The sequence below is a fragment of the Paraglaciecola sp. L3A3 genome, assembly GCF_009796765.1.
Classification (GTDB): Bacteria; Pseudomonadota; Gammaproteobacteria; order Enterobacterales; family Alteromonadaceae; genus Paraglaciecola.
On sequence record NZ_CP047023.1, the window covers coordinates 3,982,020 to 4,004,192 of the forward strand.

Genomic DNA, 22,173 nt, shown 5'->3' on the forward strand with positions numbered 1-22,173 from the left:
AAATTAGCTAACTCTGTTTTCCAATTCAAAAGCATGCTTTAACATTTTCACAGTTAAAAACTCTTTTTGTTTTAGAATCATCCGCTTAACAGCACGTCTGATTATACGTTCAATTATTGCCGGTGATTTGTCATCAAATATTGAATGAAGCTCAGGGCTATCCAAATCAAATTCTCTTCTTACACCGCGTAGCTTAAGTTGTAGTAAGTTTTGGAGCTGATCTTTATTGAGTAAAGGAAATTCCACTAATTCATCAAAACGACGCCAAATGGCACTATCAAGAATCTGTTCGTGGTTAGTCGCAGCAATAATTATGCTTTTACCATCATATGAATCCATCATTTGAAGAACAGCATTTACAACTCGTCTAAGTTCACCGTGTTCAGAGCCATCATCTCGCTCTTTTCCTAATGCATCGAATTCATCAAAAAGCACAACTAGCCTGTGTTTTGTAATAAAATCAAATATCTTTCTGAGGTTCGCGGCTGTTTCTCCTAGGAATGATGACACTAAGGAATCCAACCTAACAATAGCAAGTGGGCGATTTAATTCATAAGCAATAGCTTCTGCAGAAAGTGTTTTACCACAACCAGGAGGGCCAAAAAAAAGAACTTTTTCAGCGGGCATCATGCCATAGCTTCTTAAAATATCTTCACGTCGGTACTCTTCGAGTACGTTTTCGATTACTTCTAAAGTATTTTGCGCCAAAACAAGTTCATCAATAGAGCGATTTGCTTGCTTAATATCTATTAATGCAACACCGCTTTCTTTATCACAGGGAGCTTCAGGCAAAATATTGTGTGCTGTAGCACTTGGACTGGAGCGATCACCGTATAGGATACGCTCTAGATCATTGGCTAATAAATTATGCTGCTTTTGCCTTTCTTCTTTTATTAATTGCTCTGTAGCACTTCTAAACGCAGTAGGGTCACCGGAAGCGCCGGATTGAACAAGTAATCTTAATAATTTTCCACTAGCCATAATTCACCCCTAGTCACTTTTCCATAAATGACACTAACTAAAACATGTTATTTATCTATCTTATAACACATATATTCTATCTGATTCACGACTGATATGCATCGTATATCAATCCCCCGAATTAACAGCAATTATCAAAACATCCATGTTAATTCATTGCAAAGCAACTCCAGACTAATGAAATCAGTTAGTTTTATTCACTTTCGTTATTTACCTCTATTTACTCATCTCAGTATCTAACCGTTTCAGTTTTCTTTTTCTCTCGTTTATTTACTATAAATATTGTTAACCAACACATTCTGATTTCCCATATAGGGAAATTTATTGACAATATGGACTTGCGTTCCCATAATGGGAAATGGGGTTAAGGGTATGAGAATAATTGCAAGGGCAAGATTACGAAATTTCTGGTTGAATCCAAAATACTCTGATGCTGAGCAACCTTTAAAAGCTTGGTTCGACGAGGTAAAAAATGAGGTGTGGAAGTCTACGCAAGATATTAAAAATAAATATCGTAACGCTAGCTTTATCGCCAATAACAGGGTGGTATTCAATATTCATGGCAATAAATATCGACTGATAGTTGCGGTTAGGTATGACATCAGCATCGTGTTTATCAAATTTATCGGCACACACAAGCAATATGACGACATAGACGCGTCTAGTATTTAGGAGTCACTTTATGAACATAAAACCGATTAAAAACCAGCAAGACTATGAACTTGCTATGGTAACTATTGAAAAGCTTTGGGATGCACCACCCGGTTCAGCGGAGGCAGATGAACTAGACATATTAGCGACATTAGTTGAGTCATACGAAAAACAACAATTTAAAATTGAAGCCCCCGACCCTGTGGCAGCCATAAAGTTTAGGATGGAGCAACAAGGCCTAAGTGACGCAGATTTGGTCCCGCTATTAGGGCAAAGAAGCCGAGTATCTGAAGTATTAAACAAAAAAAGAAAACTCAGCATTTCAATGATCCGCAACTTACACCACCAGCTGAAAATACCCTTAGAAAGCCTTATTTCTGATTATCACTTAGCAAAATAACGATACAATCTAATTTTCTTAGTCGGCGTATTAAAAGAACAGGCATAATTTTGCAAAAGTAGTGGCTCCAAAGATTGGTAAGCAGTCATTAGAAAAAAAGATATGGATTCCGGCTAAAAAGCACACCGGAATGACGTTTGGGAAATACGTCCGAAATAAGCATTTGCAACAGTAGTGGCAAACTTCAATGCTGTTTTTTTGCTCTCACTACAATCTAGCAACTAGCCACTGCTTTACGCTGCTTAGTCTGCCCACTCTTGCTTTATTCAGCTTTAAGTGGCGCAGCCATGCTTTTGATTTACCCGCGACTACAAATTCCCCATCAGATACTTGGCTTGTCGAATGTCCGAACAAGGACGTTCGGGTGAAAGCTGATTATTTAGGAGCGAAGCTCCGCCAGCTTGAGCAGCTCAACAGGAATGTTGAGATTGGGTGCCGATCATCAAGGATGTGTGATTTATCAAGTCAAATTTTTCTTAGATTGCCGTTTCGACAAAAAAGCCAACTATTTTATGGAAAAAGAATTTGTTTGGAGCGCGGCATTTTACAAAGTACGTCCTGTACTTTGCCCTACGGGCAATCTTGCAGATGTTCAAAATGGTTCCCGACCATTTTGTCTGGTTACTCTTTCTTGGCTGTTGAAGAAAGAGTCTCTAGCTCGAAGGGATTCGAGTTAAAAACTGCATGCGACCGCCATGGATGGCGGAAGGTTGAATAACGCAGGACGCAGTTATCGAGATGCAGGTGAGCGCAGCGAATAAAATAAGCGAAGTGAACGCAGTGAACAATCTTAGTGCGCGTAGCACATAAATGGCGAAGCCATCAAAAGCGAGTTAAGGTCTACGGTTCTTTAGTCCCCTCTATTTCTTGTGCTGCTTTATCAAAGGTATAAATAGGTTCCACCTTTATTTTGTTTATTTGGCCATAACGCTTTGCTTTGTTGATAATTAATGCATCTGGAAAATCGGCTTGCTTGGTTTTACCTTTGACTTTTATGGGTGGTGCATTAACAAAATCTTTTAATGCACACCAAACCGCTTGAGGATCTTCAAACTGAATGTTTTTCTCTGCGAACAAGGCATGAATAACATCAACAATTTTATCTTTAGGTAACTGGTAACGCTTGCCCGTTAAGACCCATATTGTTTCGGTGATCACTACATCGGTAATTAATACTTTTTGGTTACCATTAATAAGCTTTTGTGATTTTTCTGCTTGCTCTTGGTCATCATTTATTAAATAACGAAGCAATACATTAGTATCTATAGCAATCATCAACGAACAGAACTCTGCAATGACTCTTCTTCTGTGATATCAACATTCACTGCTATACCACTTAAAATACCACTAGCTGCTCCCATTGATTTTTTAACGATAGAAATAATACCCTGTCTATCGACAAAGCTCTCAACTTCATCACCTTGGTTAATATGAGCAACAACACACTGATCTATTGGTAGTGTAATCTGTCTTTTCGAACTAACTTTCATATAGAATTCCTTTACTTTATCGGCTTAAGTAAAGAATAACACGTCTTTACTTTTAATAAAATGTAAAGATATCAAGTAAAAGTTACCACTGAGCTATCTAAAAATAGCTCCAGAAATCTATAGCCTAAAGGATAACCTACACATTCTTCGAAACCCACTTTGAGCACGGGCCAGGTCTTACATTTTGCCGCCATCATGAATCATTTAAAAACCGATCCCGGCTAAAAAGCACGCAGGAATGACGTTTAGAGAACCCTGTCTCTTGAGCACATAACCTTATCTGGACAGCCATCATAAGGGTGTACTTGAGCACATAACCTTATCTGGACAGCCATCATAATAACCTTATCTGGACAGCAACCTTATCTGGACCAACCTTATCTGGACAGCCATGACCAACCTTATCTGGACAGCCATCATAAGGGTGTATTTATGCGCTAAGAACATACCAAGTGGCGAAGCCATGCTTTTGATTTACCCGCGACTACAAGTTCGCCGAGCAACGCAGACTAATAGAGGGGAAATGACAGGGATGTCATTTTAGCAAAGTGTATCGGGAACACTTCTTTGCGACCTCTATTAGGCAAGTCGCGCAGGTTTTAGAACTTGGCTGGAGCGCGGCATTTTACAAAGTACGTCCTGTACTTTGCCCTACGGGCAATCTTGCAGATGTTCAAAATGGTTCCCGACCATTTTGTCTGGTTACTCTTTCTTGGCTGTTGAAGAAAGAGTCTCTGGCTCGAAGGGATTCGAGTTAAAAACTGCATGGATGCAGGTGAACGAAGTGAATGCCTTGTAAGCGAAGCGCATAAAAAAGGGCGAAGCCCATGCTTCACCCTTTTTTATCTAGAAAGTCTGCAATACCTTGCAAAAAATCTAATTTTTCTCGTCAATATACGAATCTATCGGAGCACATGAACATTGTAGGTTCCTATCCCCCCAGACATCATCAATCCTATTCACCGATGGCCAAAACTTATTACGTGCCACTGCTACGACTGGGTAAGCAGCCAACTTACGGTCGTAACTGCGATTCCATTCACTGTCGCAAATATCTTCCAACGTATGTGGGGCATTGTGTAATGGGTTGTCGATGGCGTCCCATTCACCAGATGTGACTTTGGCTATTTCACCATGAATTGACACCATAGCTTCGATAAACCTGTCGAGTTCGGCTTTAGCTTCTGACTCTGTGGGTTCAATCATCAGTGTTCCGGCAACTGGAAAACTCATAGTCGGCGCGTGAAAACCGTAGTCGTTAAGGCGTTTAGCGATATCCATTTCAGAAATACCACTGGCTTCTTTAAGCGGGCGAAGGTCAATAATACATTCGTGAGCTACACGGTCGTTGCGGCCTCGATATAAAACTGGATAGTGGTTACTGAGTTTATTGGCCACGTAGTTGGCGTTTAGTATGGCTACTTCTGTGGCTTTTTTAAGCCCTGCCCCACCCATCATTTTGATGTACATATAGCTGATTGGCAATATAGAGGCACTGCCCCATGGTGCAGCCGAAACCGCTCCATGCTGACGTACTTGGCTATCTCCTGCATTTTCTACCCCTACCACTTGGTGATTAGGTAAAAATGGCGCTAGATGGGCTTTTACGCCTATTGGTCCCATACCAGGGCCACCACCACCGTGGGGAATACAAAAGGTTTTGTGTAAGTTTAAGTGCGATACATCTGAACCAATTGAACCCGGTGAAGTGACTCCTACTTGGGCATTCATGTTGGCGCCATCCATATACACCTGACCACCAAACTCATGGACTATATCGCACATTTCTTTGATAGTTTCTTCGTATACACCATGGGTAGAAGGGTAAGTGATCATGGCACAAGATAGGTTATCCCCTGCTTCTTCGGCTTTCTTGCGTAAGTCGGCTAAATCCACGTTGCCGTGTTTGTCGCAGCTTACTACCACCACTTTTAGGCTGACCATTTGTGCCGATGCTGGGTTAGTACCGTGAGCAGAGCTTGGGATCAGACAGATATTTCTGTGCCCTTCTCCTTTGCTCTCATGATATTTTTGAATGGTGATCAAACCGGCATATTCGCCTTGGGCACCCGAGTTGGGTTGCATAGACAAAGCATCGTAACCGGTGATTTCAATTAGCCACTCGCTCAACTCGTCGATCATTTGTTTATAACCTTGAGCTTGCTCAAGTGGTGCAAAGGGGTGAAGTTGGCCAAATTCAGGCCAAGTAACGGGCAGCATTTCGGCTGTGGCGTTAAGCTTCATGGTGCAAGAACCAAGAGAAATCATTGAGTGATTCAGCGCTAAGTCTTTATCTTCCAGTGATTTAATGTAACGCAACATTTCGGTTTCACTGTGATAGCTGTTAAATACTTTATGGGTTAAAAACTCACTAGTACGTTGTAGTTGTGCAGGGATAGATTGGCTGCCGTTGTCGACAATATTTTGGTCGAAGGCGCTGATATCTAGCTCGACATTAGCCCCCACAAAGGCTTGGTAAAGTGCCTGTAGATCTTCACGACTGGTAGTCTCGTCTAAGCTGATGCCTAATACGCCATCTAGGTCGGTACGTAGGTTGAGGTTATTGCCTAATGCTGCTGCGACTATCCTATCTTTGTTAGCACTTACTTTCACGCTAAGTGTATCAAACCAAGTATTATTCACTAGTTCGAATCCTGCTTGTTTTAAACCAGCGGCTAATATATCGGTAAACCTGTGAATGCGTGAAGCGATAGTTTTAAGGCCGTCAGGGCCATGATAGACCGCATAAAACGAGGCCATATTGGCTAACAATACTTGAGCGGTACAAATGTTTGAGTTGGCTTTTTCACGGCGAATATGTTGTTCGCGAGTTTGTAATGCCATACGTAATGCAGGTTTACCACGGGTGTCTTTCGACACACCAATAATACGCCCAGGTAACGAACGTTTGTAGCTGTCACGAGTGGCAAAAAATGCGGCATGGGGGCCACCGTAGCCCATAGGTACACCAAAACGTTGGGCACTGCCCAGTACTACATCGGCACCTAATTCGCCCGGTGATTTTAACAACACTAAACTGAGTAAGTCGGCAGCCACGGCTACCACTGCTTTATTGGCTTGTAAGCCTTGAATAATATCTTCAATATCATTCACAGCACCTGTGGTACCCGGGTATTGTAACAAGGCACCAAATAAGTCGTGCTGGCTGGCCTCTTCAGCTTTACCTACCACTAGCTCAAAACCGAACATTTCTGCTCGGTTTTGCACTACATCTAAGGTTTGAGGATGCACATCATCAGCAACAAAAAAGCTATTCGCTTTGCGATTTTTCGATACCCGTTTAGCTAAGCCCATAGCTTCAGCGGCGGCGGTGGCTTCGTCGAGTAAAGACGCCGACGCTAATTCCATACCTGTTAGGTCAATAGTCGCTTGTTGGAAATTCAGTAGGGCTTCTAAACGACCTTGGGCAATTTCCGGTTGGTAAGGTGTATAAGCGGTATACCAACCTGGATTTTCTAGGACGTTACGCAAGATAACATTGGGCGTAAACGTGCCGTGGTAACCCATACCAATAAACGAGCGATTAATTTTGTTCTTGGCCGCTACATTTTTTAAATACACTAGCGCTTGAGTTTCAGTTTGGGCTTCGCCTACTTTAATAGGTTGTGCTAAGCGAATATTTTCTGGCACAGTTTGCTGCATTAAATCATCTAACGAGCTGGCACCAATAGTCGATAACATGTCTGCCATTTCGGCTTCACTAGGACCAATATGGCGACGGATAAAATCTTGCTTTTGTTCAAGCTCTGATAATGAAAAATGAGTTAATGACATAACTAAATATGATTTCCAAACTAAAAATGAGGGAAAATAAAAGGCTCACCCACAAGGGCAAACCTTTTACTATTACAACGAACGAATAATTTAATGTTTGATAGACGATTATTCGTCTGCGATGCTGGCTTCGTAACCTTCGGCGTCTAATAAAGCTTCTACTTCCGCGGGATCTTCAGCTTTTATTTTGAATAACCAACCATCACCGTATGGGTCTGAGTTAACCAATTCAGGGGCATCTTCTAATTCTTGGTTAATAGCTAAGACTTCACCTGTGATAGGTGCATAAACGTCCGATGCCGCTTTAACTGACTCAACTACGGCAACATCGTCACCTGTGGCCACTTCACTGCCCTCTTCAGGTAATTCAACAAATACCATGTCACCTAATAGTTCTTGGGCGTGTTCGCTGATGCCTACAGTAAAGATGCCATCACCATCAGGACGAACCCATTCATGAGTAGAGGCGTATCGTAAATCGGTTGGAATATTGCTCATTGTTGCTCCTAATAAATATCAACTAAATTGTTTAATACCAAATTGCTATGACGGTTATAAGACACTTTTGCCATTTCGGACAAAACTAGGTTTAACTAGCTTTACTGTAACCCACTTTTTACGTATTTCCACCTCTGCACTTTGATCTTCACAAGCTGGAATACGTGCCATGGCAATACTATGTCCTAAAGTCGGAGAAAAGGTACCTGAAGTTATCACCCCTTCACCACCAGCTACTTTCACTTTTTGTCCAGCACGTAATACCCCTTTGTCGGTCATCACTAAACCAACTAGTATGTCGGTGCCTTGAGATTTTTGTTGTTCAAGGGCTTTACGTCCAACAAAGTCACGGTCTTCTGGTTGCCAAGTTATAGTCCAAGCCATGTTAGCGGCTAGAGGCGAAATAGTCTCGTCCATGTCTAGGCCGTATAAGTTCATTCCGGCCTCGAGGCGCAATGTATCTCGTGCACCTAATCCACAAGGCTTAACACCCACATCTAATAATTTTTGCCAATAATCAGCAGCGTCTTCGCTAGGCACCATAATTTCGTAACCCGCTTCACCGGTATAACCTGTGGTGGCAATAAATAAGTCTTCGGCTTGTACCCCATAAAATGGCTTCATGCCGGCAACCGCTTCTTTTTGTGCAGCAGAAAATAACTCAGCCGTTTTACTTTTAGCATTTGGCCCTTGTACCGCAATCATGGCAAATTCTGGACGTTCGGTGATCAGCACATCAAAACCTTCAGCATGTTGCTGTAACCAAGCCATATCTTTTTCACGGGTGGCTGAATTCACCACCAAACGATAGTTAGTCAGGTCAAAATAATAAACGATAAGGTCGTCTACCACCCCACCCGCTTGATTCAACATGCCACTGTATAGGGCTTTACCTTTGTCTTTTAATTTTGCTACGTCATTGGCCAATAAAAATCGTAAGTAGTTTTGTGCTTCGCTTCCGGTTACATCAACAATCGTCATGTGGGATACATCAAACATACCAGCATCTTTGCGTACAGCGTGATGTTCTTCTATTTGCGAGCCGTAATTAATGGGCATTTCCCAACCATGAAAATCTACCATTTTGGCACCCGCTTCTAGGTGTTTAGCATGTAAAACTGTTTTATTTGGCATCTAAATCGAGACTCTTAGCAAATGAATGGCAGCAGTATAAATAGCCAATAACTGAACAACAAATTGAAATATTTAATCTATACATTTACTTTTCTTATGAATATCACAATAATCATTTAAATATATTATTTATTTTTTATCACAACCCTTTCTTTAAACTATCAGGATTCCCATTGAAACAGCTCTCGTTAGATAACTTACGTACCTTTGTCACTGTGGTCGATTTAGGAGGTTATGCCAAAGCCGGCGATATATTAGGTCGCTCTCAACCTGCCATTAGTTTACAAATAAAACGGATTGAACAACAACTGGCCGCTCCTCTGTTTAGCAAACAAGGTCAAAGGCATGTAGTGAATAACGACGGCCTTAAATTGTATAAAACAGCTAGGGAAATGTTGGCGCTAAATGACGGGATATTCGCCCAATTTCAGCCATCAGGCTTAAAAGGTCGGATTCGATTAGGCATACCCAGCGAATTTGCCACTACCCTTTTACCTAGCATAGTAGGTCAATTTGGTAAGTTATATCCTGAAGTATCACTAGAAGTGACTTCGGCTTTAAGTAAAAACCTGTTGTCGGCAGAAAATAACAATCAGTTTGATTTGGTTATGGCTTTGATTGATCCACAGGCCGAAGTCGAAGGGCAATTGTTGTTACATGATGATTTGGTCTGGGTGGGTGATAACTCAGTGCCTGCTAATCTAGAGCAAATCGCCTTGGTCTTGGCCCCAGAAGGCTGTATGTATCGAACCCGAGTGATTAATACTTTAAAACAACAAACACAGCAATGGAGGATCAGTTACACCAATGCCGATCTGACCGGTATTACAGCAGCTATCAAACAAGGTTTAGGTATAAGCGCATTAGCAAAAAGTAGTGTGCCCGAACAACTAGATATTATTAAACACAAACATTTACCGTCTTTAGGCACCATCAAAATTTGTTTATTCACAGGTAACACACCTCATCCTCAAGCCTGTGCCAAACTAGCTGAATTTATTCGCTCTAAATTACAAGCATAAAAATCCTAGCCATAAAAAAACGCCAGTTGTAAACAACTGGCGTTTTTTAAAGAATACAGAGGTGAAGCTACACACCTTGTCTTGCAATAACTACAGCAACACCTGTTACTAACAGTAACAGTGAACACATTCTTTTATGATACTTTCCATGATAGTAGGCTTTGCGTCGTTCCTTGAAAAACAGGCTTTCAGGAAAAGTTCCTGAACTATACCCGTTCTCATCTGAATTGTGTTTCATAACACCCCCTCAAAAAACAGACTTTGTGATCAATTATAAGTATTTTTAAATATCCTATGACCTTGGGATAGAATAATATCCAAAAAGTTCAAATAAAAACATGTTTTTTTAACAAATAATTAACTATTTTCCATTTTAAGTCGTTTTTAGGGGTAATCTTGTTTTAATCGCTTATATTTTAATCGTCTGATTTTAAGCGAACATAGGTTTTATATTTTTTCTGCAATAACTTATCAATGTATCGGGTTAATTTAATTTTTTGACTCAAAGCATTATCTAAAGCGTCTACTAGCTCAGTTAACATGGTTTTGTAATATTCCACATCTTTTATTTGCCCTTCAGCAACAGGTAAGTCCAAAATGCCTGTTACCTGTTTGGGTGGATCTAAAGAAGCTGAGCTTTGTGTTTCAGTTTGAGTGTGAGCAGGCGTTTCAGTTTGAGCGGCTGTTTCTGGGCGAAACATCTCTTCAGATACTTCTTTAATCACATTGTCGATTGCTTCGCCATCTAAGGCAGTTAACTCTTCTAGGAATCCGTATAATAAGATCCTATCCATTAGGGTGTTGATCCTTCTAGGTACCCCATGGGTAAATTGGTAGATTTTATCAAACGCTTGCTGAGAAAATAATTCTTTACCATCCCATCCTGCGTGGGTCATGCGATATTCTATATAAGCTTTACATTCAATTTCTGTCAGCGGAGCTAAGTGACAACTAGCAACAATTCTTTGTCTAAACTGTTCCATATTAGGCGCCCTAAGTATGGGTTGTAACTCTTCTTGGCCCAATAAAAAGCTTTGTAATAAGGGTTTGCCACCAGCTTGGAAGTTAGACAACATACGTAACTCTTCAATTGTCTCTAAAGGGAGGTTTTGTGCTTCATCTACTATTAATAAGGCTCGCTTTCCTTGATTATGTAAACTCATTAAATAAGCTTCTAAATCATTTAAAATATCGGCTTTAGTGCTACCTTTTGCCGGTACATTAAACTTATTTGCAACCATTTTAACTAATTCGTCAGGTGTTAGTTTTGGCGACACTATTTGTGCGGCAACTATGTCTTGTTGCATTTGATCTAGCAAACTATTGGCTATGGTGGTTTTACCTGTACCAATATCACCTGTAATGACAATAAAGCCCTCAGCTTGAGATAGACCATATTGTAAATATGACATGGCACGTTTATGCCATTTACTGCCATAGAAAAAGCTTGGGTCTGGAGTTAATTGGAAAGGCTTTGAATTAAGTCCGTAATAAGTTTCGTACATAGTAGTGAATCGCCCGATCCGAAGATAAAAATAACATTTATTGAATGTGTAAGCTTAAGCGATATGGGACTGGCATAGCAAACATTAATAGTTATGCTGCTACAATCTTAGCTGTGTAAATCTATACGCCTAAACATTTTGATAGATAGCAAAGTAATGGCAAGCACAGCCTGCGCCTACAAAAAGGTGCCAGATAGCGTGAGTAAAGGGGACTTTTTTAGCCACATAAAATAGCACTCCCACTGTATAACAAACGCCTCCCGCTAGCAGTAACCAAAATCCCTGTAAGGTTAATGCGTTATATAGAGGATAAATAAAAGCGATCGCCAACCACCCCATTAATAAATAAGTGGCGAGGGACAACTTAGGAAACCTATTATGAAAAAAACATTTAAACCCCACACCTAAAGCAGCAATCAACCAGATTAATACCGTAGCCGCTATCGATAATGGATCCCCCATTGATAACAACAAAAGTGGAGTGTAGGTACCGGCAATTAAAATATATATAGCGCTGTGATCTATTATTTTCAACTTGGCTTTGAGTCGAGGTTGGCTCACGCCGTGGTATGCAGCAGAAGATAAAAACATCGCCATCATAGATACGCCAAATACGCTGCAAACCAGTTGAGGATACCAACCATCAACCCGCAATAATAAAAATACTAAACCAATAAATGCAGCAATAAAGCCTAAAGCATGACTCGTGGCGTTTAGCCACTCTTCTGTATTCGAATAAGGTTGTGCTATTGAAGACAATTTTCTACAACTTGGAACATAAAAAGTAGCTAGATGATACATCATTGAGGTGAATGGCGACCACCTCAAAAATGTGCACTTTGAGCATATACAACAAACTAAAACAGATTAATCGGTTTTAGTTTGTTTGTTTTCTTTAGTTTCTTTGCTCTCAACACTGCCAATACCTTTCAGTAAACGACCTAATATATCTGCGCCTGTTATCACTCTTGGTTGTTTCTCTGACCAAATCAAGATGACATCGGCGTGTAATACTTCATCTGATTGGGGGGCTAAATCATGAGCCAACTTAAGATTTTTCATTGCCTCGCCTAAAGAGCACTGATCATCTTCGATAATTAATGGTCGGTGGCAATATGCATAGGGGTCTTTATTACCATCTTCAGTGATAGTCGCACGAATAAAGCCGTCTGCGTCTAACATTAATAAAGGGGTATTTTGCTCGTCTGTGAGTAGAACCCACTTATGACCAGAACGATTCACTTCTTGCGTAAAAGCAGCATAATCATCGCTCCCCACTTCAGGCAATATAGGTAAATCGAGTTTACTTGGTAGCTTTATTACACTATTCGGGTCAAGAGGTTCACCTTCTTGACTAACAGTAATTTTGTCTACTTGCAGAAAATTAAGAGCCCCAAGACCTTGCACCTGCTCCATATCTGTTTCTTCTGATTCAATATGAGCATTGATAATGGCTGTTAGTTCTTTTTCACGAAAGTAAGTAATACCTTCTCGGCCTAACCAGCCGTCTAATATCAAGGCGGTTAATTTTGCCACTGGAAAGAGCAATATTTGATAAAACTTAATAATAGGCGTTAGCTTAGAAGCTACCGTCAGAGCATTACGAGAAAAATAAGCTTGAGGAAAGATCTCACCTAAAAAGGTGATCACTATGGTAGAAAACATAAACGAATACATACCCGCTAAAACTGAATCTGATAACAAGGTTAGCAAAACGTTTATCGATACATTTCCCCAAAGAATAGTCGACAACAAAAAGTTCGAATCTTCACGCATCGCCAGAATAGTCTTGGCACTTGTTCGACCTTGTTTTGCTTCAACTTCAAGCTGTAAACGGCTGAGGCTAAAAAAAGCTAGGTTTAGCCCAGAAAAAATAGCAGATTGAGTCACACAAAAAGCAATACCAATCCATATAAAGATGTCATAAGTCATTGAAGCCACACATAATTTAAAAAGTTTAATGTCGCCAACAACAAGCTAATTTAAGCTGTATAGGCATTTTTTTTGTAACCACAACATTCATTATTGAATGAAAGACTATAGGGTTGCTAATCTTTGCTGAACGTATTTGCAGAGGCTAGCACAGATTAAGCCATTTATAGCTACACAATTCATTGCTATTTATATCTCTATTTTAAGTTTTGTTTCAATCTTTAATGGTATATACCTAGTATCTGGCTAACAATAGCTTTGCTAAAACTACTAAGTGAGATAAAGATGAAAATTGGTATTCTGTCACGTAATAAAAATTTATATTCCACCCGTCGACTAAAAGAGGTTGGTATCGCGAGAGGCCACGACGTTGATATCATAGATACCTTGCATTGTTATATGGACATAACGAGCAGTAAACCTTTAGTACGATATAAAGGGAATGAATTACCTCAGTATGATGCCATTATTCCACGTATAGGCGCGTCAATTTCATTCTACGGCACAGCCGTCGTAAGACAGTTTGAAATGACAGGTAGCTTTTGTGTGAATGAATCAGTAGCCATTAGTCGCTCACGGGATAAATTACGTTCGATGCAACTACTGTCACGTAAAGGAATTGGCTTACCTAGAACAGGCTTTGCTAACCGCCCCGATAATATTAAAGATCTAATTAAAAATGTTGGTGGTGCTCCCTGTGTTATTAAATTACTTGAAGGAACACAAGGCATAGGCGTTGTACTAGCCGAAACATCAAAAACGGCAGAAGCCATAGTTGAAGCCTTTATGGGTTTAGAAGCTAATATTTTGATCCAAGAATTTATCAAAGAAGCAGGTGGGGCTGATATCCGCTGTTTTGTGGTTGGCGATCGAGTAGTCGCAGCAATGAAAAGACAAGGGGCAGAAGGTGAGTTTAGATCTAACTTACATAGAGGTGGTTCAGCTGTATTAATTAAACTAACCAAAGAAGAACGAGCGACGGCTGTCGCAGCAGCAAATGTTATGGGCCTGAACGTCTGTGGTGTTGATTTATTAAGGGCTGAACGTGGGCCTGTGGTAATGGAAGTGAACTCTTCTCCAGGTTTGGAAGGTATAGAAAGAGCCACCGAAAAAGACGTAGCAGGTTTGATTTATCAGTTTATTGAAAAAAATGCGAAGCCTAATCACACTCGCACTCAAGGCAAAGGTTGATAACTCTGCCAGCCGGCATTTGCTGTAACGAATTGATTCAGGCCAAACTTACTTAATGCAAATTTGGCCTTATTGATCTTACTTATTCGGCTTGGTATTAACCTCTTGTTCCTCAGGGTTAAGTATTCTAACTTCACGTTGAGGAAAGGGTATTTCAATACCATGAGCTCTTAATGTTTCAAAAACAATTAATAACAGATCACCACCCACTCTGTTTTTACCGTCATCTATACCTATCATCCAAAACTCCACAAACATATTCACCCCAGAGTCACCAAAACTATCTATTTCACAATCTGGACGCTCTTCAAAAGGTACATCTAAACCACTAATAACCATTGGATGTTCTGCTACCGCTTCTTTAATAAATTCAACCATAGTGCGGATATCGGTGGCATAAGGCACAGAAAAATCAATCCGGTAACGTTGTTTAGGATCTTTATGTGTCCAGTTAATCATTAAAGAAGAAATGAATTTTTCATTCGGTACTAAAATGTCTTTGCCATCGTAAGTTTCTAATACCGCATAACGCATTCTAAACTCTCGAACAAAGCCCTTTTGCCCATCGTCTAATTCAACAAAGTCGCCAACGGTAAGAGAACGATCAAGTAAAATAATAATTCCAGAGATAAAATTTGAAGCAATGGACTGCAAACCTAAACCAAGTCCAACCCCCACTGCGCCGCCAAATACAGCGAGTGTAGTTAGATTGACTCCCATTACATTAAGTAATAGCAAGATAACAATACAGAAAAGCCCAACTTCAAACAGTTTAGAAAATACTTCTTTGGTAGGCACATCTAATGATGCTTGTTTTCTGATCACTGCCTTACCAAAATTATTAGATACACGGCCTAACCAAAATAAAAAACTACCAAAAATGAGCACTCTAAATACGCCATAGGCAGACACACTAACATTCCCTACAGTTAGTGAAATCTCTTCAAGGGCACTGATGACTGTGGGTAAAAGGTTCAATAAATGTAATAACAAGATAGGTAAACCTACCCATCTAAATAAAGAAGCAGCAAAATGGTGCTGTACAAAAGCGCGGATTAAAGAATTAAAAAATAACAACACAGCAATAGCTAACGCAGTCTCAATTAACCAAGGGGTATATTCTAAACTCTGCCCTGCTTTAGTAGAAACTTGTAAAAACATAATTGCTAGTAATGGAAACAATATGCCCCCTATCCTAAAAACCAGTTTTCGTACTGGATGAGCGCTATCTTCTGGCTCGTTATGGGTGATGCCTATGCTATGTCTAATTTTATATGCGATAACAAATGACAGGCCATAAATTGCGGCAAGTACACATAATTGTATATAGGTGCTGGGATCCCTCATAGCCTGATCAATACTTTGTAATAAGTCTGTCAGTAAGCCTGAGATCGGCTGAATGTTCATAACGGATAACTCAATGATAATTTATCACTCTACTATGAATGATTAATCAATTATTACCTAGTCGTTTTAGAGTAATTGCATTATTTCAACAACCCATCTAATGTTACGAAATGGGTCACTCACGGATTAATTCCGTGACAAATATAAGAAATAAATTTGTCTCACAAATCGATAATTGTATGTTTATATCTTTTTTTTGTTAATGCACAACTAACATTTGTTGTTCACGCCCAAGAGCTCGACTTTGGTTTTGACAGTAAATATATTTCAGAAGGTAGACACAATCTTCAAAAAGGAGGTATTGGCTGGCTGCAATTGAGCCACCAATTATCCCAATCTATTTCTGTAATTGGCTTATACGGCGAAGCGAGTGATTACAACGAACTAAACCTTAGCGTGCTCTATTCAAATTCCTATGCTGAGATGAACTATTATTTCAGCCTGACCCATTTAGAGTTTATGCGGGATAATCTTAATGACACTGAACTAGGCTTTGGCGCTTCTTATGCTGTAACTGAGCCTATAACAATAGCTTTAGACTCGGTTTACAGTCGCGAAGCTGAAGGTGGATTTATTGAATTTAGCGTATCTTATTTGGCCCAAATAAATACTTATATCTCCTTAGCTCCCTATGCTAAAGCAGGACTAGATTATGGTTATGCCAGTGACATAAAAGAGGGTTACAACCATACAGCAGTAGGAATAGTCACGGCATTTTTGGCCTCTCGGGATGTATCATTTAACCTGACATTTGAGCACAACATATCTGCTGAACATGTAAAACAAGAAACCGAAAAAAGGCATCAAACCTGGCTAGGACTGCATCTTGTTTATTTGTTCTAGATGATAAAACTTATTTATATCCCAGTACTTAATTCAAGGTAATTGACTTATCACAAGTAAACTTTAAGCTTCTATTTATAAGCAGCAAACCTACCAAGAGAACATTTATCAAGTTAGTCAAAGATACGCCAAAATCTGACGAACCAGTCACAATAAACTGGTACGTATATATGATTGAAAATCGATTAGGCCATTATTACACTGGCATTTGTACCGACCTAGATAGGCGCTTTAAAGAACATCAAACGAGTGGGCCTAAGTGCGCAAAAGCATTAAAAGGCAAAGGTCCGCTAAGCTTAATATTTAGTTGTATGGTGTCAGATCATTCATGCGCATTAAAAACCGAGATCTGGATAAAAAAACTAACTAAAAGCAACAAAATTAAATTAGTACAGAACCAATTAAACGATTCACCAATCCAGAACATGCAAGCTATTCAGGAGTCATTATAATGGAATTATCATTGCCACAATTACCTGCAGAATTAGCAACTCTAGGGCAAACACGATGGCTACAATTATCTGCACATACTCATTTTGACTTTGCATGGAATGCTCACCAAGAAGCAATAAAACAGGCTTTTGCTTTAAGCGACTTTATATTTGAACATATCAACAACAGACCTGAATGGTTACACCCACTGATTAATGAAAAGCAACTTTTTACCACAGAAATTGATTATTCCGAGCAATTAGCAGTAAACCTATCAAAAGTTAAAGACGAGTTAGATTTGCAACAGGTTTTACGCCAATTTCGTAATTTTCATATGTTAAGAATAGCTTGGCGCGATTTATTAAATTTGCAGTCAATTGAAAGCTCTTTAGCTCAAGTATCGAAACTCGCAATACAGTTGATTAATCAAACAAACGACTGGTTATATGAGTCTTTACGAACCAGGTTTGGTACACCCGAAGGCCAGCATGGTCCACAAACTATGCTTATTTTGGGCATGGGTAAATTGGGCGGGAATGAACTTAACTTCTCTTCCGACATAGATTTAATCTTTACCTATTCTGCTCAAGGTGACACTCAAGGCGGTAAAAAATCTATCGAACATCAACAGTTTTTCATTAAATTGGCGCAAAAACTGATTAGTGCTTTAAACCAAATCACAGCTGATGGCCAAGTTTACCGAGTAGATATGCGTTTACGTCCATTTGGTGATAGCGGCCCCTTAGTCATGCATTTCGATGCCATGGAAGATTATTATCAAGAGCAAGGCAGAGATTGGGAGCGCTATGCCATGCTGAAAGCTCGCATCCTCAATAAGCCGAGTGCATATACTCAAGAACTGACAAAGATATTACGACCTTTTATCTATCGACGTTATCTAGATTTTAGTGCCATTGAGTCACTGCGCACCATGAAAACCATGATCCAACAAGAAGTTAGGCGCAGAGGCTTAGTGAACAATATAAAGTTAGGCCAAGGTGGTATTCGTGAAGCAGAGTTTGTGGTGCAAAGTTTACAGTTAATCAACGGCGGCAGAGAGCCCAGTTTACAAATTCAAAGTTTGCAGGCAGCGTTAATTGAATTACAACATTTAGATATATTGCCTGAAGCAAGTGCGGTACACATATTAGAAAGCTATATGTGGTTACGAAAAGTGGAACATTGTTTACAACAGTTTGCTGATAAACAAACCCAAGTATTACCTCAAGATCCAATCGATCAAACACGCCTTAACCATGTGTTAGGTTTTACTCATACCGATGATTTCATGGCTGCATTACAAAGCCAGCATGACACTATTCACCAGCAATTTTTATTATTGGTCAGGGATGATTCAGAACACGACTCAAAACCAAACTCTTTGCACGATCAAGTGGCTTATGATCTATGGCACTTAGAACTGGAAGCCGACGAAATAGAAGCTTTGTTTATTCAACTTGGTAAAGAACCTCTATTACTGTTTTCTGCCGAAGACCTTGCTGATTTCTATCAAAACTTTATCACCTTTAAAGATAACCTACAGAAGCGAGGGATTGGGCAAAGAGGCTTGAGTATTTTAAATCTCTTAATGCCACTGGTGTTAAAGCTAATTTGGTCTTCAGAATCACACAACCCAATTAAATTACAGAATAGAATTTTAAATGTACTGCAGTCTATTTTAGGTCGCACCGCCTACTTGCAACTGTTATGGGAAAATCAGGGGGCGTTAGTGCAATTAATCACCCTTTGTGATGCCAGCCCTTGGGTGACAGAACAAATTGCCCGCTTCCCGTTATTATTAGATGAGTTGTTAAATCCTGTTGCTCTTTATCAACCGGTAGACAAACGCCAATTTAGTGATGAGCTACGTCAAACATTTTTACGCATTGAACCCGATGACCTAGAACTACAAATAGAAACACTACGTTCTTTTAAATTGAGCCAACAATTAAAAATTGCCGCAGCTGATATCTCTAATGTGTTACCTGTGATGCAAGTGAGTGATAATTTAACCTATTTGGCTGAAGCCATTATCAATCAAGTAGTGGATATTGCTTGGCAACAAATGGTGGTTCGCTATGGCGCACCAGTTTGTCAAAATACCGGAGCCAAAAGTATTTCAGACAAAGGGTTTGCCATATTAGGTTATGGCAAAATGGGGGGCTGGGAATTAGGTTATGGCTCAGACTTAGATTTAGTTTTTTTACACGACTGTCATGGGAATGAAAACACTGATGGCAAAAAAGCCATTGAATCTAAAAGTTTTTATTTAAAATTAGCACAACGAATTTTACATATTTTCACCATAAAAACAGGCTTAGGTATCTTATACGAAGTAGACATGCGCCTCAGACCTTCGGGTAATGCAGGTTTATTGGTCTGTCATATTAATGGTTTTACTGAGTATCAAACTAACAATGCTTGGACCTGGGAACATCAAGCTTTATCACGCGCAAGATTTATCTCTGGCTGCCCTAGGTTGGAGCAAACATTTATGGCCTTGCGCTTAAGTGTATTGTCGATGCCCAGAGCACTGGCTGAACTCAAACAGGAAGTAGTGGATATGCGCGAAAAAATGCGCAGTCACTTAGCCAAAGGAAATGACGAATATATTGATTTAAAACAAGACAAAGGCGGTATTGCTGACATTGAGTTTATTGTGCAATTTATGCTTTTAGCTTACACCAAAGACCATGAATTATTGGCTAAATGGACTGATAATGTACGTATTTTAGGCTCGTTAGCTAAATTCGGTTGTATCACAGAAGTAGAAGCTCAGCTATTAACTCAAGCTTACTTAACCTATCGTAATCATTCTCACAGGTTAGCACTACAAAATGGTCAATTAGCTAGATCCAACGAACAATTATTAAGCCATCAAAAAAATGTCACTGCAGTCTGGGGGAAATACCTGTACTAAAATATCAATTCCGGGCCCGCGTACAATGCTTATTAAGATAATCGGTTTCTTTTACGGTTATCACTAATGACCGTTGTCGTGGGCACATATAAGCTTTCACTTCACCATCAAAATTGGCATCAATGGCCTTAGCGATCATACTAAGACTGCCCAAAATAGAATCATCTAACTGAAAGGTATGTTTAATAATAAAGTCCTGGTCTAATTCCCAAATAACCTGCATGCCTTCAGATTCCGCATAATCAGTGATAGCACTTCGCAAAGTACTTCCCGACTTAAATGATCTATGTTTATGTTCACCTTCCCAACGACCAGACTCAGGTTTTTGTAAACTTTCCATTTTTTTAAGACGCTCATTTAACGGCTCTTCAGACTTTTTAACTGGCAACACAAAATCCCCTAACCCTTCTTCTCTGGGGTTGCGAGACGTCAGTTTATAGTCAGAGTAAAAATTGCTCATATTCTCTTCTATGGTTCTTGGGCCTTCACCATCTGGACGTTGATTAGCGGTACTGCTATCGTGTAAATACAAAACAATGCCAGCTATCAATAAAATTAAGATGCCAAGTAAAGTATGTTTTAACCAAAAGATTGAATCTGCCGATTTTTTTTTATTAACCATAAATAGATTTACCTAACGTAAACTGTGTTATTCATACAAAGAAGGTTCATCCGCTGAAGGCCTAGTTTTAAAACGTTTGTGCATCCACAAATACTGCTCAGGAGCCAAAGCTATCAACTTTTCAATAGTCTGATTTATTCGTGCTACATCATAGTTATCGTCACCTGAAGGGAAATTCTCCAGTCCTGGAAGCACTATAACTTTATAGCCAGTTTTTGTTCGTATTGAAGCAAGAAACACAGTTTCACAATTTGCACTCTTGGCAAACAACAAAGAACCAGTAGTAGAGGCGGTTTCTGGCACCGCAAAAAAGGGGGTAAATTCACACTTATTTCGACCATAATCTTGGTCAGGTAAATACATACAAAGTTCGCCGTCATCTAATGCTTTTATCAAACCTTTTACATTCCTTTTATGCACCATGTATTTATTGGCACGACTTCGACCAAAATACTGCATGTATTCCATCAGTGGATTATTGTGTTTGCGATAAAAAACAACTGAAGGTTGAGTTGCACCTAGTACACGACAAGAGAATTCTAAATTTAAATTATGAATAGCGTAACCAAGTACCCCTTTTCCTTTGGCTAATATGGCTTCAATATGTTCATAACCCTCAAATTCAGCTTTTCTATTAACCCGCCAATTCGGCCACCACCAGCCCATGCCAGTCTCTAGAATTGCCATACCTGCATTTTCAATATTGGCATCTAAAATAGCTTGACGCTGCTGTTCAGTATAATCAGGAAAACATAATTCTAAATTTCGTTTCGCTACTAAACATCTTTTTTTAGCCACAACTTTGAGTAATTTTCCTAAAAGTTTACCCAAAGAAAGTTGCACCTTATAAGGTAACCAAGAAATACTGTACAAGATAACAATACTGATCCAAGTTAACCAATATTTGGGTAACAAAAACGCCAATTCAAACCTTGGCGCCTCAACCTTTTTTTGTTGCAAAGCAAACCCTCTCTATAATATTTTAGGTATTGTAAGCTAGATTTCATTGAAGCTAAACCAATCAGTATCTTTGATATAAATAAATATCAATTTACTGAGTAGATAGGCTAATAATATTCATAACTAAGCAGGGTAATAACGTCATCAAACAACATTTTCACTAGTTATACTAATATTTTTTGGTTAATCTAAGCATCTTGCGCGAACAAAATGATAACACTTGTTTTACTGATAAATAATTCATCTTACTATTATCAATCCCTTTATATAGATAGATGTAAGTTAGAGTAAAACAATTCACTAAGGTGTATCTTTATTACTGCTAATACCTCACACAAACAGCTAAGCAATCACCATAAGGCTTCATTACTCTACGATGCTGCTTTTATA

21 protein-coding genes are annotated in these 22,173 nt (G+C 39.4%); 8 read left to right on the forward strand and 13 right to left on the reverse strand.

Going from position 1 to position 22,173, the window contains the following annotated elements; all coding sequences use genetic code 11:
* Positions 1-3 precede the first annotated feature (3 nt).
* Positions 4-981, reverse strand: coding sequence for an AAA family ATPase (locus GQR87_RS16475; RefSeq protein WP_158971199.1), 978 nt, complete (start codon positions 979-981; stop codon positions 4-6).
* A 372-nt stretch (positions 982-1,353) separates the two neighbouring features.
* On the opposite strand from GQR87_RS16475, the gene GQR87_RS16480 reads away from it, so the two are divergent.
* From GQR87_RS16480 to GQR87_RS16490, 3 genes are all read left to right on the forward strand, one after another.
* Positions 1,354-1,653: a type II toxin-antitoxin system HigB family toxin gene (locus GQR87_RS16480; protein WP_158971201.1), complete on the forward strand. Its 300-nt coding sequence runs from the start codon at positions 1,354-1,356 to the stop codon at positions 1,651-1,653.
* Positions 1,654-1,663: 10 nt separating this feature from the next.
* On the forward strand, positions 1,664-2,032 hold the full coding sequence (locus GQR87_RS16485) for a type II toxin-antitoxin system HigA family antitoxin (RefSeq protein WP_158971203.1): 369 nt from the start codon (positions 1,664-1,666) through the stop codon (positions 2,030-2,032).
* 428 nt (positions 2,033-2,460) lie between these two features.
* A complete protein-coding gene (locus GQR87_RS16490) occupies positions 2,461-2,709 on the forward strand; it encodes a hypothetical protein (protein ID WP_158971205.1) in 249 nt (82 codons plus the stop codon).
* Positions 2,710-2,872: 163 nt separating this feature from the next.
* On the opposite strand, the gene GQR87_RS16495 is transcribed toward GQR87_RS16490, so the two are convergent.
* From GQR87_RS16495 to gcvT, 5 genes are all read right to left on the reverse strand, one after another.
* Positions 2,873-3,307: a PIN domain-containing protein gene (locus GQR87_RS16495; protein WP_158971207.1), complete on the reverse strand. Its 435-nt coding sequence runs from the start codon at positions 3,305-3,307 to the stop codon at positions 2,873-2,875.
* Positions 3,307-3,522 (reverse strand): AbrB/MazE/SpoVT family DNA-binding domain-containing protein, encoded by a 216-nt coding sequence (locus GQR87_RS16500; protein WP_158971209.1) that lies wholly within the window; start codon positions 3,520-3,522, stop codon positions 3,307-3,309. Before GQR87_RS16500 ends, GQR87_RS16495 begins: the two co-directional genes overlap by 1 nt.
* Before the next feature lie 876 nt (positions 3,523-4,398).
* Complete coding sequence (gene gcvP / locus GQR87_RS16505) at positions 4,399-7,317, reverse strand: aminomethyl-transferring glycine dehydrogenase (RefSeq protein ID WP_158971211.1); 2,919 nt, start codon at positions 7,315-7,317, stop codon at positions 4,399-4,401.
* 108 nt (positions 7,318-7,425) lie between these two features.
* On the reverse strand, positions 7,426-7,815 hold the full coding sequence (gene gcvH / locus GQR87_RS16510) for a glycine cleavage system protein GcvH (RefSeq protein ID WP_158971213.1): 390 nt from the start codon (positions 7,813-7,815) through the stop codon (positions 7,426-7,428).
* Positions 7,816-7,869: 54 nt separating this feature from the next.
* Entirely contained in the window at positions 7,870-8,949 is a 1,080-nt protein-coding gene (gcvT, locus tag GQR87_RS16515) for a glycine cleavage system aminomethyltransferase GcvT (RefSeq protein ID WP_158971215.1), read from the reverse strand.
* 173 nt (positions 8,950-9,122) lie between these two features.
* On the opposite strand from gcvT, the gene GQR87_RS16520 reads away from it, so the two are divergent.
* Positions 9,123-9,971 carry a LysR substrate-binding domain-containing protein gene (locus GQR87_RS16520; protein ID WP_158971217.1) on the forward strand — a complete coding sequence of 283 codons (849 nt, stop codon included), beginning with the start codon at positions 9,123-9,125 and terminating at the stop codon, positions 9,969-9,971.
* A 67-nt stretch (positions 9,972-10,038) separates the two neighbouring features.
* Here GQR87_RS16520 and GQR87_RS22215 read toward each other — a convergent pair whose 3' ends face one another.
* The 4 genes from GQR87_RS22215 to GQR87_RS16535 form a co-directional block, all read right to left on the reverse strand.
* The gene (locus tag GQR87_RS22215) at positions 10,039-10,209 is read right to left on the reverse strand and encodes a hypothetical protein (protein WP_199271633.1); all 171 of its coding nucleotides are present in this window, start codon (positions 10,207-10,209) and stop codon (positions 10,039-10,041) included.
* Between the two features lie 178 nt (positions 10,210-10,387).
* Positions 10,388-11,476 (reverse strand): XrtA/PEP-CTERM system-associated ATPase, encoded by a 1,089-nt coding sequence (locus GQR87_RS16525; protein WP_158971219.1) that lies wholly within the window; start codon positions 11,474-11,476, stop codon positions 10,388-10,390.
* Between the two features lie 129 nt (positions 11,477-11,605).
* Complete coding sequence (locus GQR87_RS16530; protein ID WP_158973063.1) at positions 11,606-12,277, reverse strand: hemolysin III family protein; 672 nt, start codon at positions 12,275-12,277, stop codon at positions 11,606-11,608.
* A gap of 66 nt (positions 12,278-12,343) precedes the next feature.
* Positions 12,344-13,408, reverse strand: coding sequence for a DUF21 domain-containing protein (locus tag GQR87_RS16535; protein WP_158971221.1), 1,065 nt, complete (start codon positions 13,406-13,408; stop codon positions 12,344-12,346).
* A 285-nt stretch (positions 13,409-13,693) separates the two neighbouring features.
* Here GQR87_RS16535 and rimK point away from each other — a divergent pair, with 285 nt between their 5' ends.
* Positions 13,694-14,599, forward strand: coding sequence for a 30S ribosomal protein S6--L-glutamate ligase (gene rimK, locus GQR87_RS16540; RefSeq protein ID WP_158971223.1), 906 nt, complete (start codon positions 13,694-13,696; stop codon positions 14,597-14,599).
* A 78-nt stretch (positions 14,600-14,677) separates the two neighbouring features.
* Here the strand turns inward: rimK and GQR87_RS16545 are convergent, their stop codons facing one another.
* A complete protein-coding gene (locus tag GQR87_RS16545) occupies positions 14,678-16,006 on the reverse strand; it encodes a mechanosensitive ion channel family protein (protein ID WP_158971225.1) in 1,329 nt (442 codons plus the stop codon).
* Between the two features lie 156 nt (positions 16,007-16,162).
* Here GQR87_RS16545 and GQR87_RS16550 point away from each other — a divergent pair, with 156 nt between their 5' ends.
* From GQR87_RS16550 to glnE, 3 genes are all read left to right on the forward strand, one after another.
* A complete protein-coding gene (locus tag GQR87_RS16550) occupies positions 16,163-16,849 on the forward strand; it encodes a hypothetical protein (RefSeq protein WP_158971228.1) in 687 nt (228 codons plus the stop codon).
* A gap of 152 nt (positions 16,850-17,001) precedes the next feature.
* The gene (locus GQR87_RS16555; protein ID WP_255456476.1) at positions 17,002-17,301 is read left to right on the forward strand and encodes a GIY-YIG nuclease family protein; all 300 of its coding nucleotides are present in this window, start codon (positions 17,002-17,004) and stop codon (positions 17,299-17,301) included.
* Complete coding sequence (gene glnE / locus GQR87_RS16560; RefSeq protein WP_158971232.1) at positions 17,301-20,201, forward strand: bifunctional [glutamate--ammonia ligase]-adenylyl-L-tyrosine phosphorylase/[glutamate--ammonia-ligase] adenylyltransferase; 2,901 nt, start codon at positions 17,301-17,303, stop codon at positions 20,199-20,201. Before GQR87_RS16555 ends, glnE begins: the two co-directional genes overlap by 1 nt.
* Before the next feature lie 4 nt (positions 20,202-20,205).
* Here the strand turns inward: glnE and GQR87_RS16565 are convergent, their stop codons facing one another.
* On the reverse strand, positions 20,206-20,823 hold the full coding sequence (locus tag GQR87_RS16565) for a toxin co-regulated pilus biosynthesis Q family protein (protein ID WP_158971234.1): 618 nt from the start codon (positions 20,821-20,823) through the stop codon (positions 20,206-20,208).
* 27 nt (positions 20,824-20,850) lie between these two features.
* Entirely contained in the window at positions 20,851-21,783 is a 933-nt protein-coding gene (gene lpxL, locus GQR87_RS16570; RefSeq protein WP_158971236.1) for an LpxL/LpxP family Kdo(2)-lipid IV(A) lauroyl/palmitoleoyl acyltransferase, read from the reverse strand.
* Positions 21,784-22,173 lie beyond the last annotated feature (390 nt).

Excerpts from the sequence above, each read along its gene's own strand:
- GQR87_RS16530 (WP_158973063.1), bottom strand. The coding sequence starts at position 12,277 with ATGTATCATCTAGCTACTTTTTATGTTCCAAGTTGTAGAAAATTGTCT.
- GQR87_RS16565 (WP_158971234.1), bottom strand. The coding sequence starts at position 20,823 with ATGGTTAATAAAAAAAAATCGGCAGATTCAATCTTTTGGTTAAAACAT.
- GQR87_RS22215 (WP_199271633.1), bottom strand. The coding sequence starts at position 10,209 with ATGAAACACAATTCAGATGAGAACGGGTATAGTTCAGGAACTTTTCCT.
- glnE (WP_158971232.1), top strand. The coding sequence starts at position 17,301 with ATGGAATTATCATTGCCACAATTACCTGCAGAATTAGCAACTCTAGGG.
- GQR87_RS16535 (WP_158971221.1), bottom strand. The coding sequence starts at position 13,408 with ATGACTTATGACATCTTTATATGGATTGGTATTGCTTTTTGTGTGACT.
- gcvT (WP_158971215.1), bottom strand. The coding sequence starts at position 8,949 with ATGCCAAATAAAACAGTTTTACATGCTAAACACCTAGAAGCGGGTGCC.
- rimK (WP_158971223.1), top strand. The coding sequence starts at position 13,694 with ATGAAAATTGGTATTCTGTCACGTAATAAAAATTTATATTCCACCCGT.
- gcvH (WP_158971213.1), bottom strand. The coding sequence starts at position 7,815 with ATGAGCAATATTCCAACCGATTTACGATACGCCTCTACTCATGAATGG.
- GQR87_RS16500 (WP_158971209.1), bottom strand. The coding sequence starts at position 3,522 with ATGAAAGTTAGTTCGAAAAGACAGATTACACTACCAATAGATCAGTGT.
- gcvP (WP_158971211.1), bottom strand. The coding sequence starts at position 7,317 with ATGTCATTAACTCATTTTTCATTATCAGAGCTTGAACAAAAGCAAGAT.
- GQR87_RS16545 (WP_158971225.1), bottom strand. The coding sequence starts at position 16,006 with ATGAACATTCAGCCGATCTCAGGCTTACTGACAGACTTATTACAAAGT.
- GQR87_RS16495 (WP_158971207.1), bottom strand. The coding sequence starts at position 3,307 with ATGATTGCTATAGATACTAATGTATTGCTTCGTTATTTAATAAATGAT.
- GQR87_RS16525 (WP_158971219.1), bottom strand. The coding sequence starts at position 11,476 with ATGTACGAAACTTATTACGGACTTAATTCAAAGCCTTTCCAATTAACT.
- GQR87_RS16480 (WP_158971201.1), top strand. The coding sequence starts at position 1,354 with ATGAGAATAATTGCAAGGGCAAGATTACGAAATTTCTGGTTGAATCCA.
- GQR87_RS16485 (WP_158971203.1), top strand. The coding sequence starts at position 1,664 with ATGAACATAAAACCGATTAAAAACCAGCAAGACTATGAACTTGCTATG.
- GQR87_RS16475 (WP_158971199.1), bottom strand. The coding sequence starts at position 981 with ATGGCTAGTGGAAAATTATTAAGATTACTTGTTCAATCCGGCGCTTCC.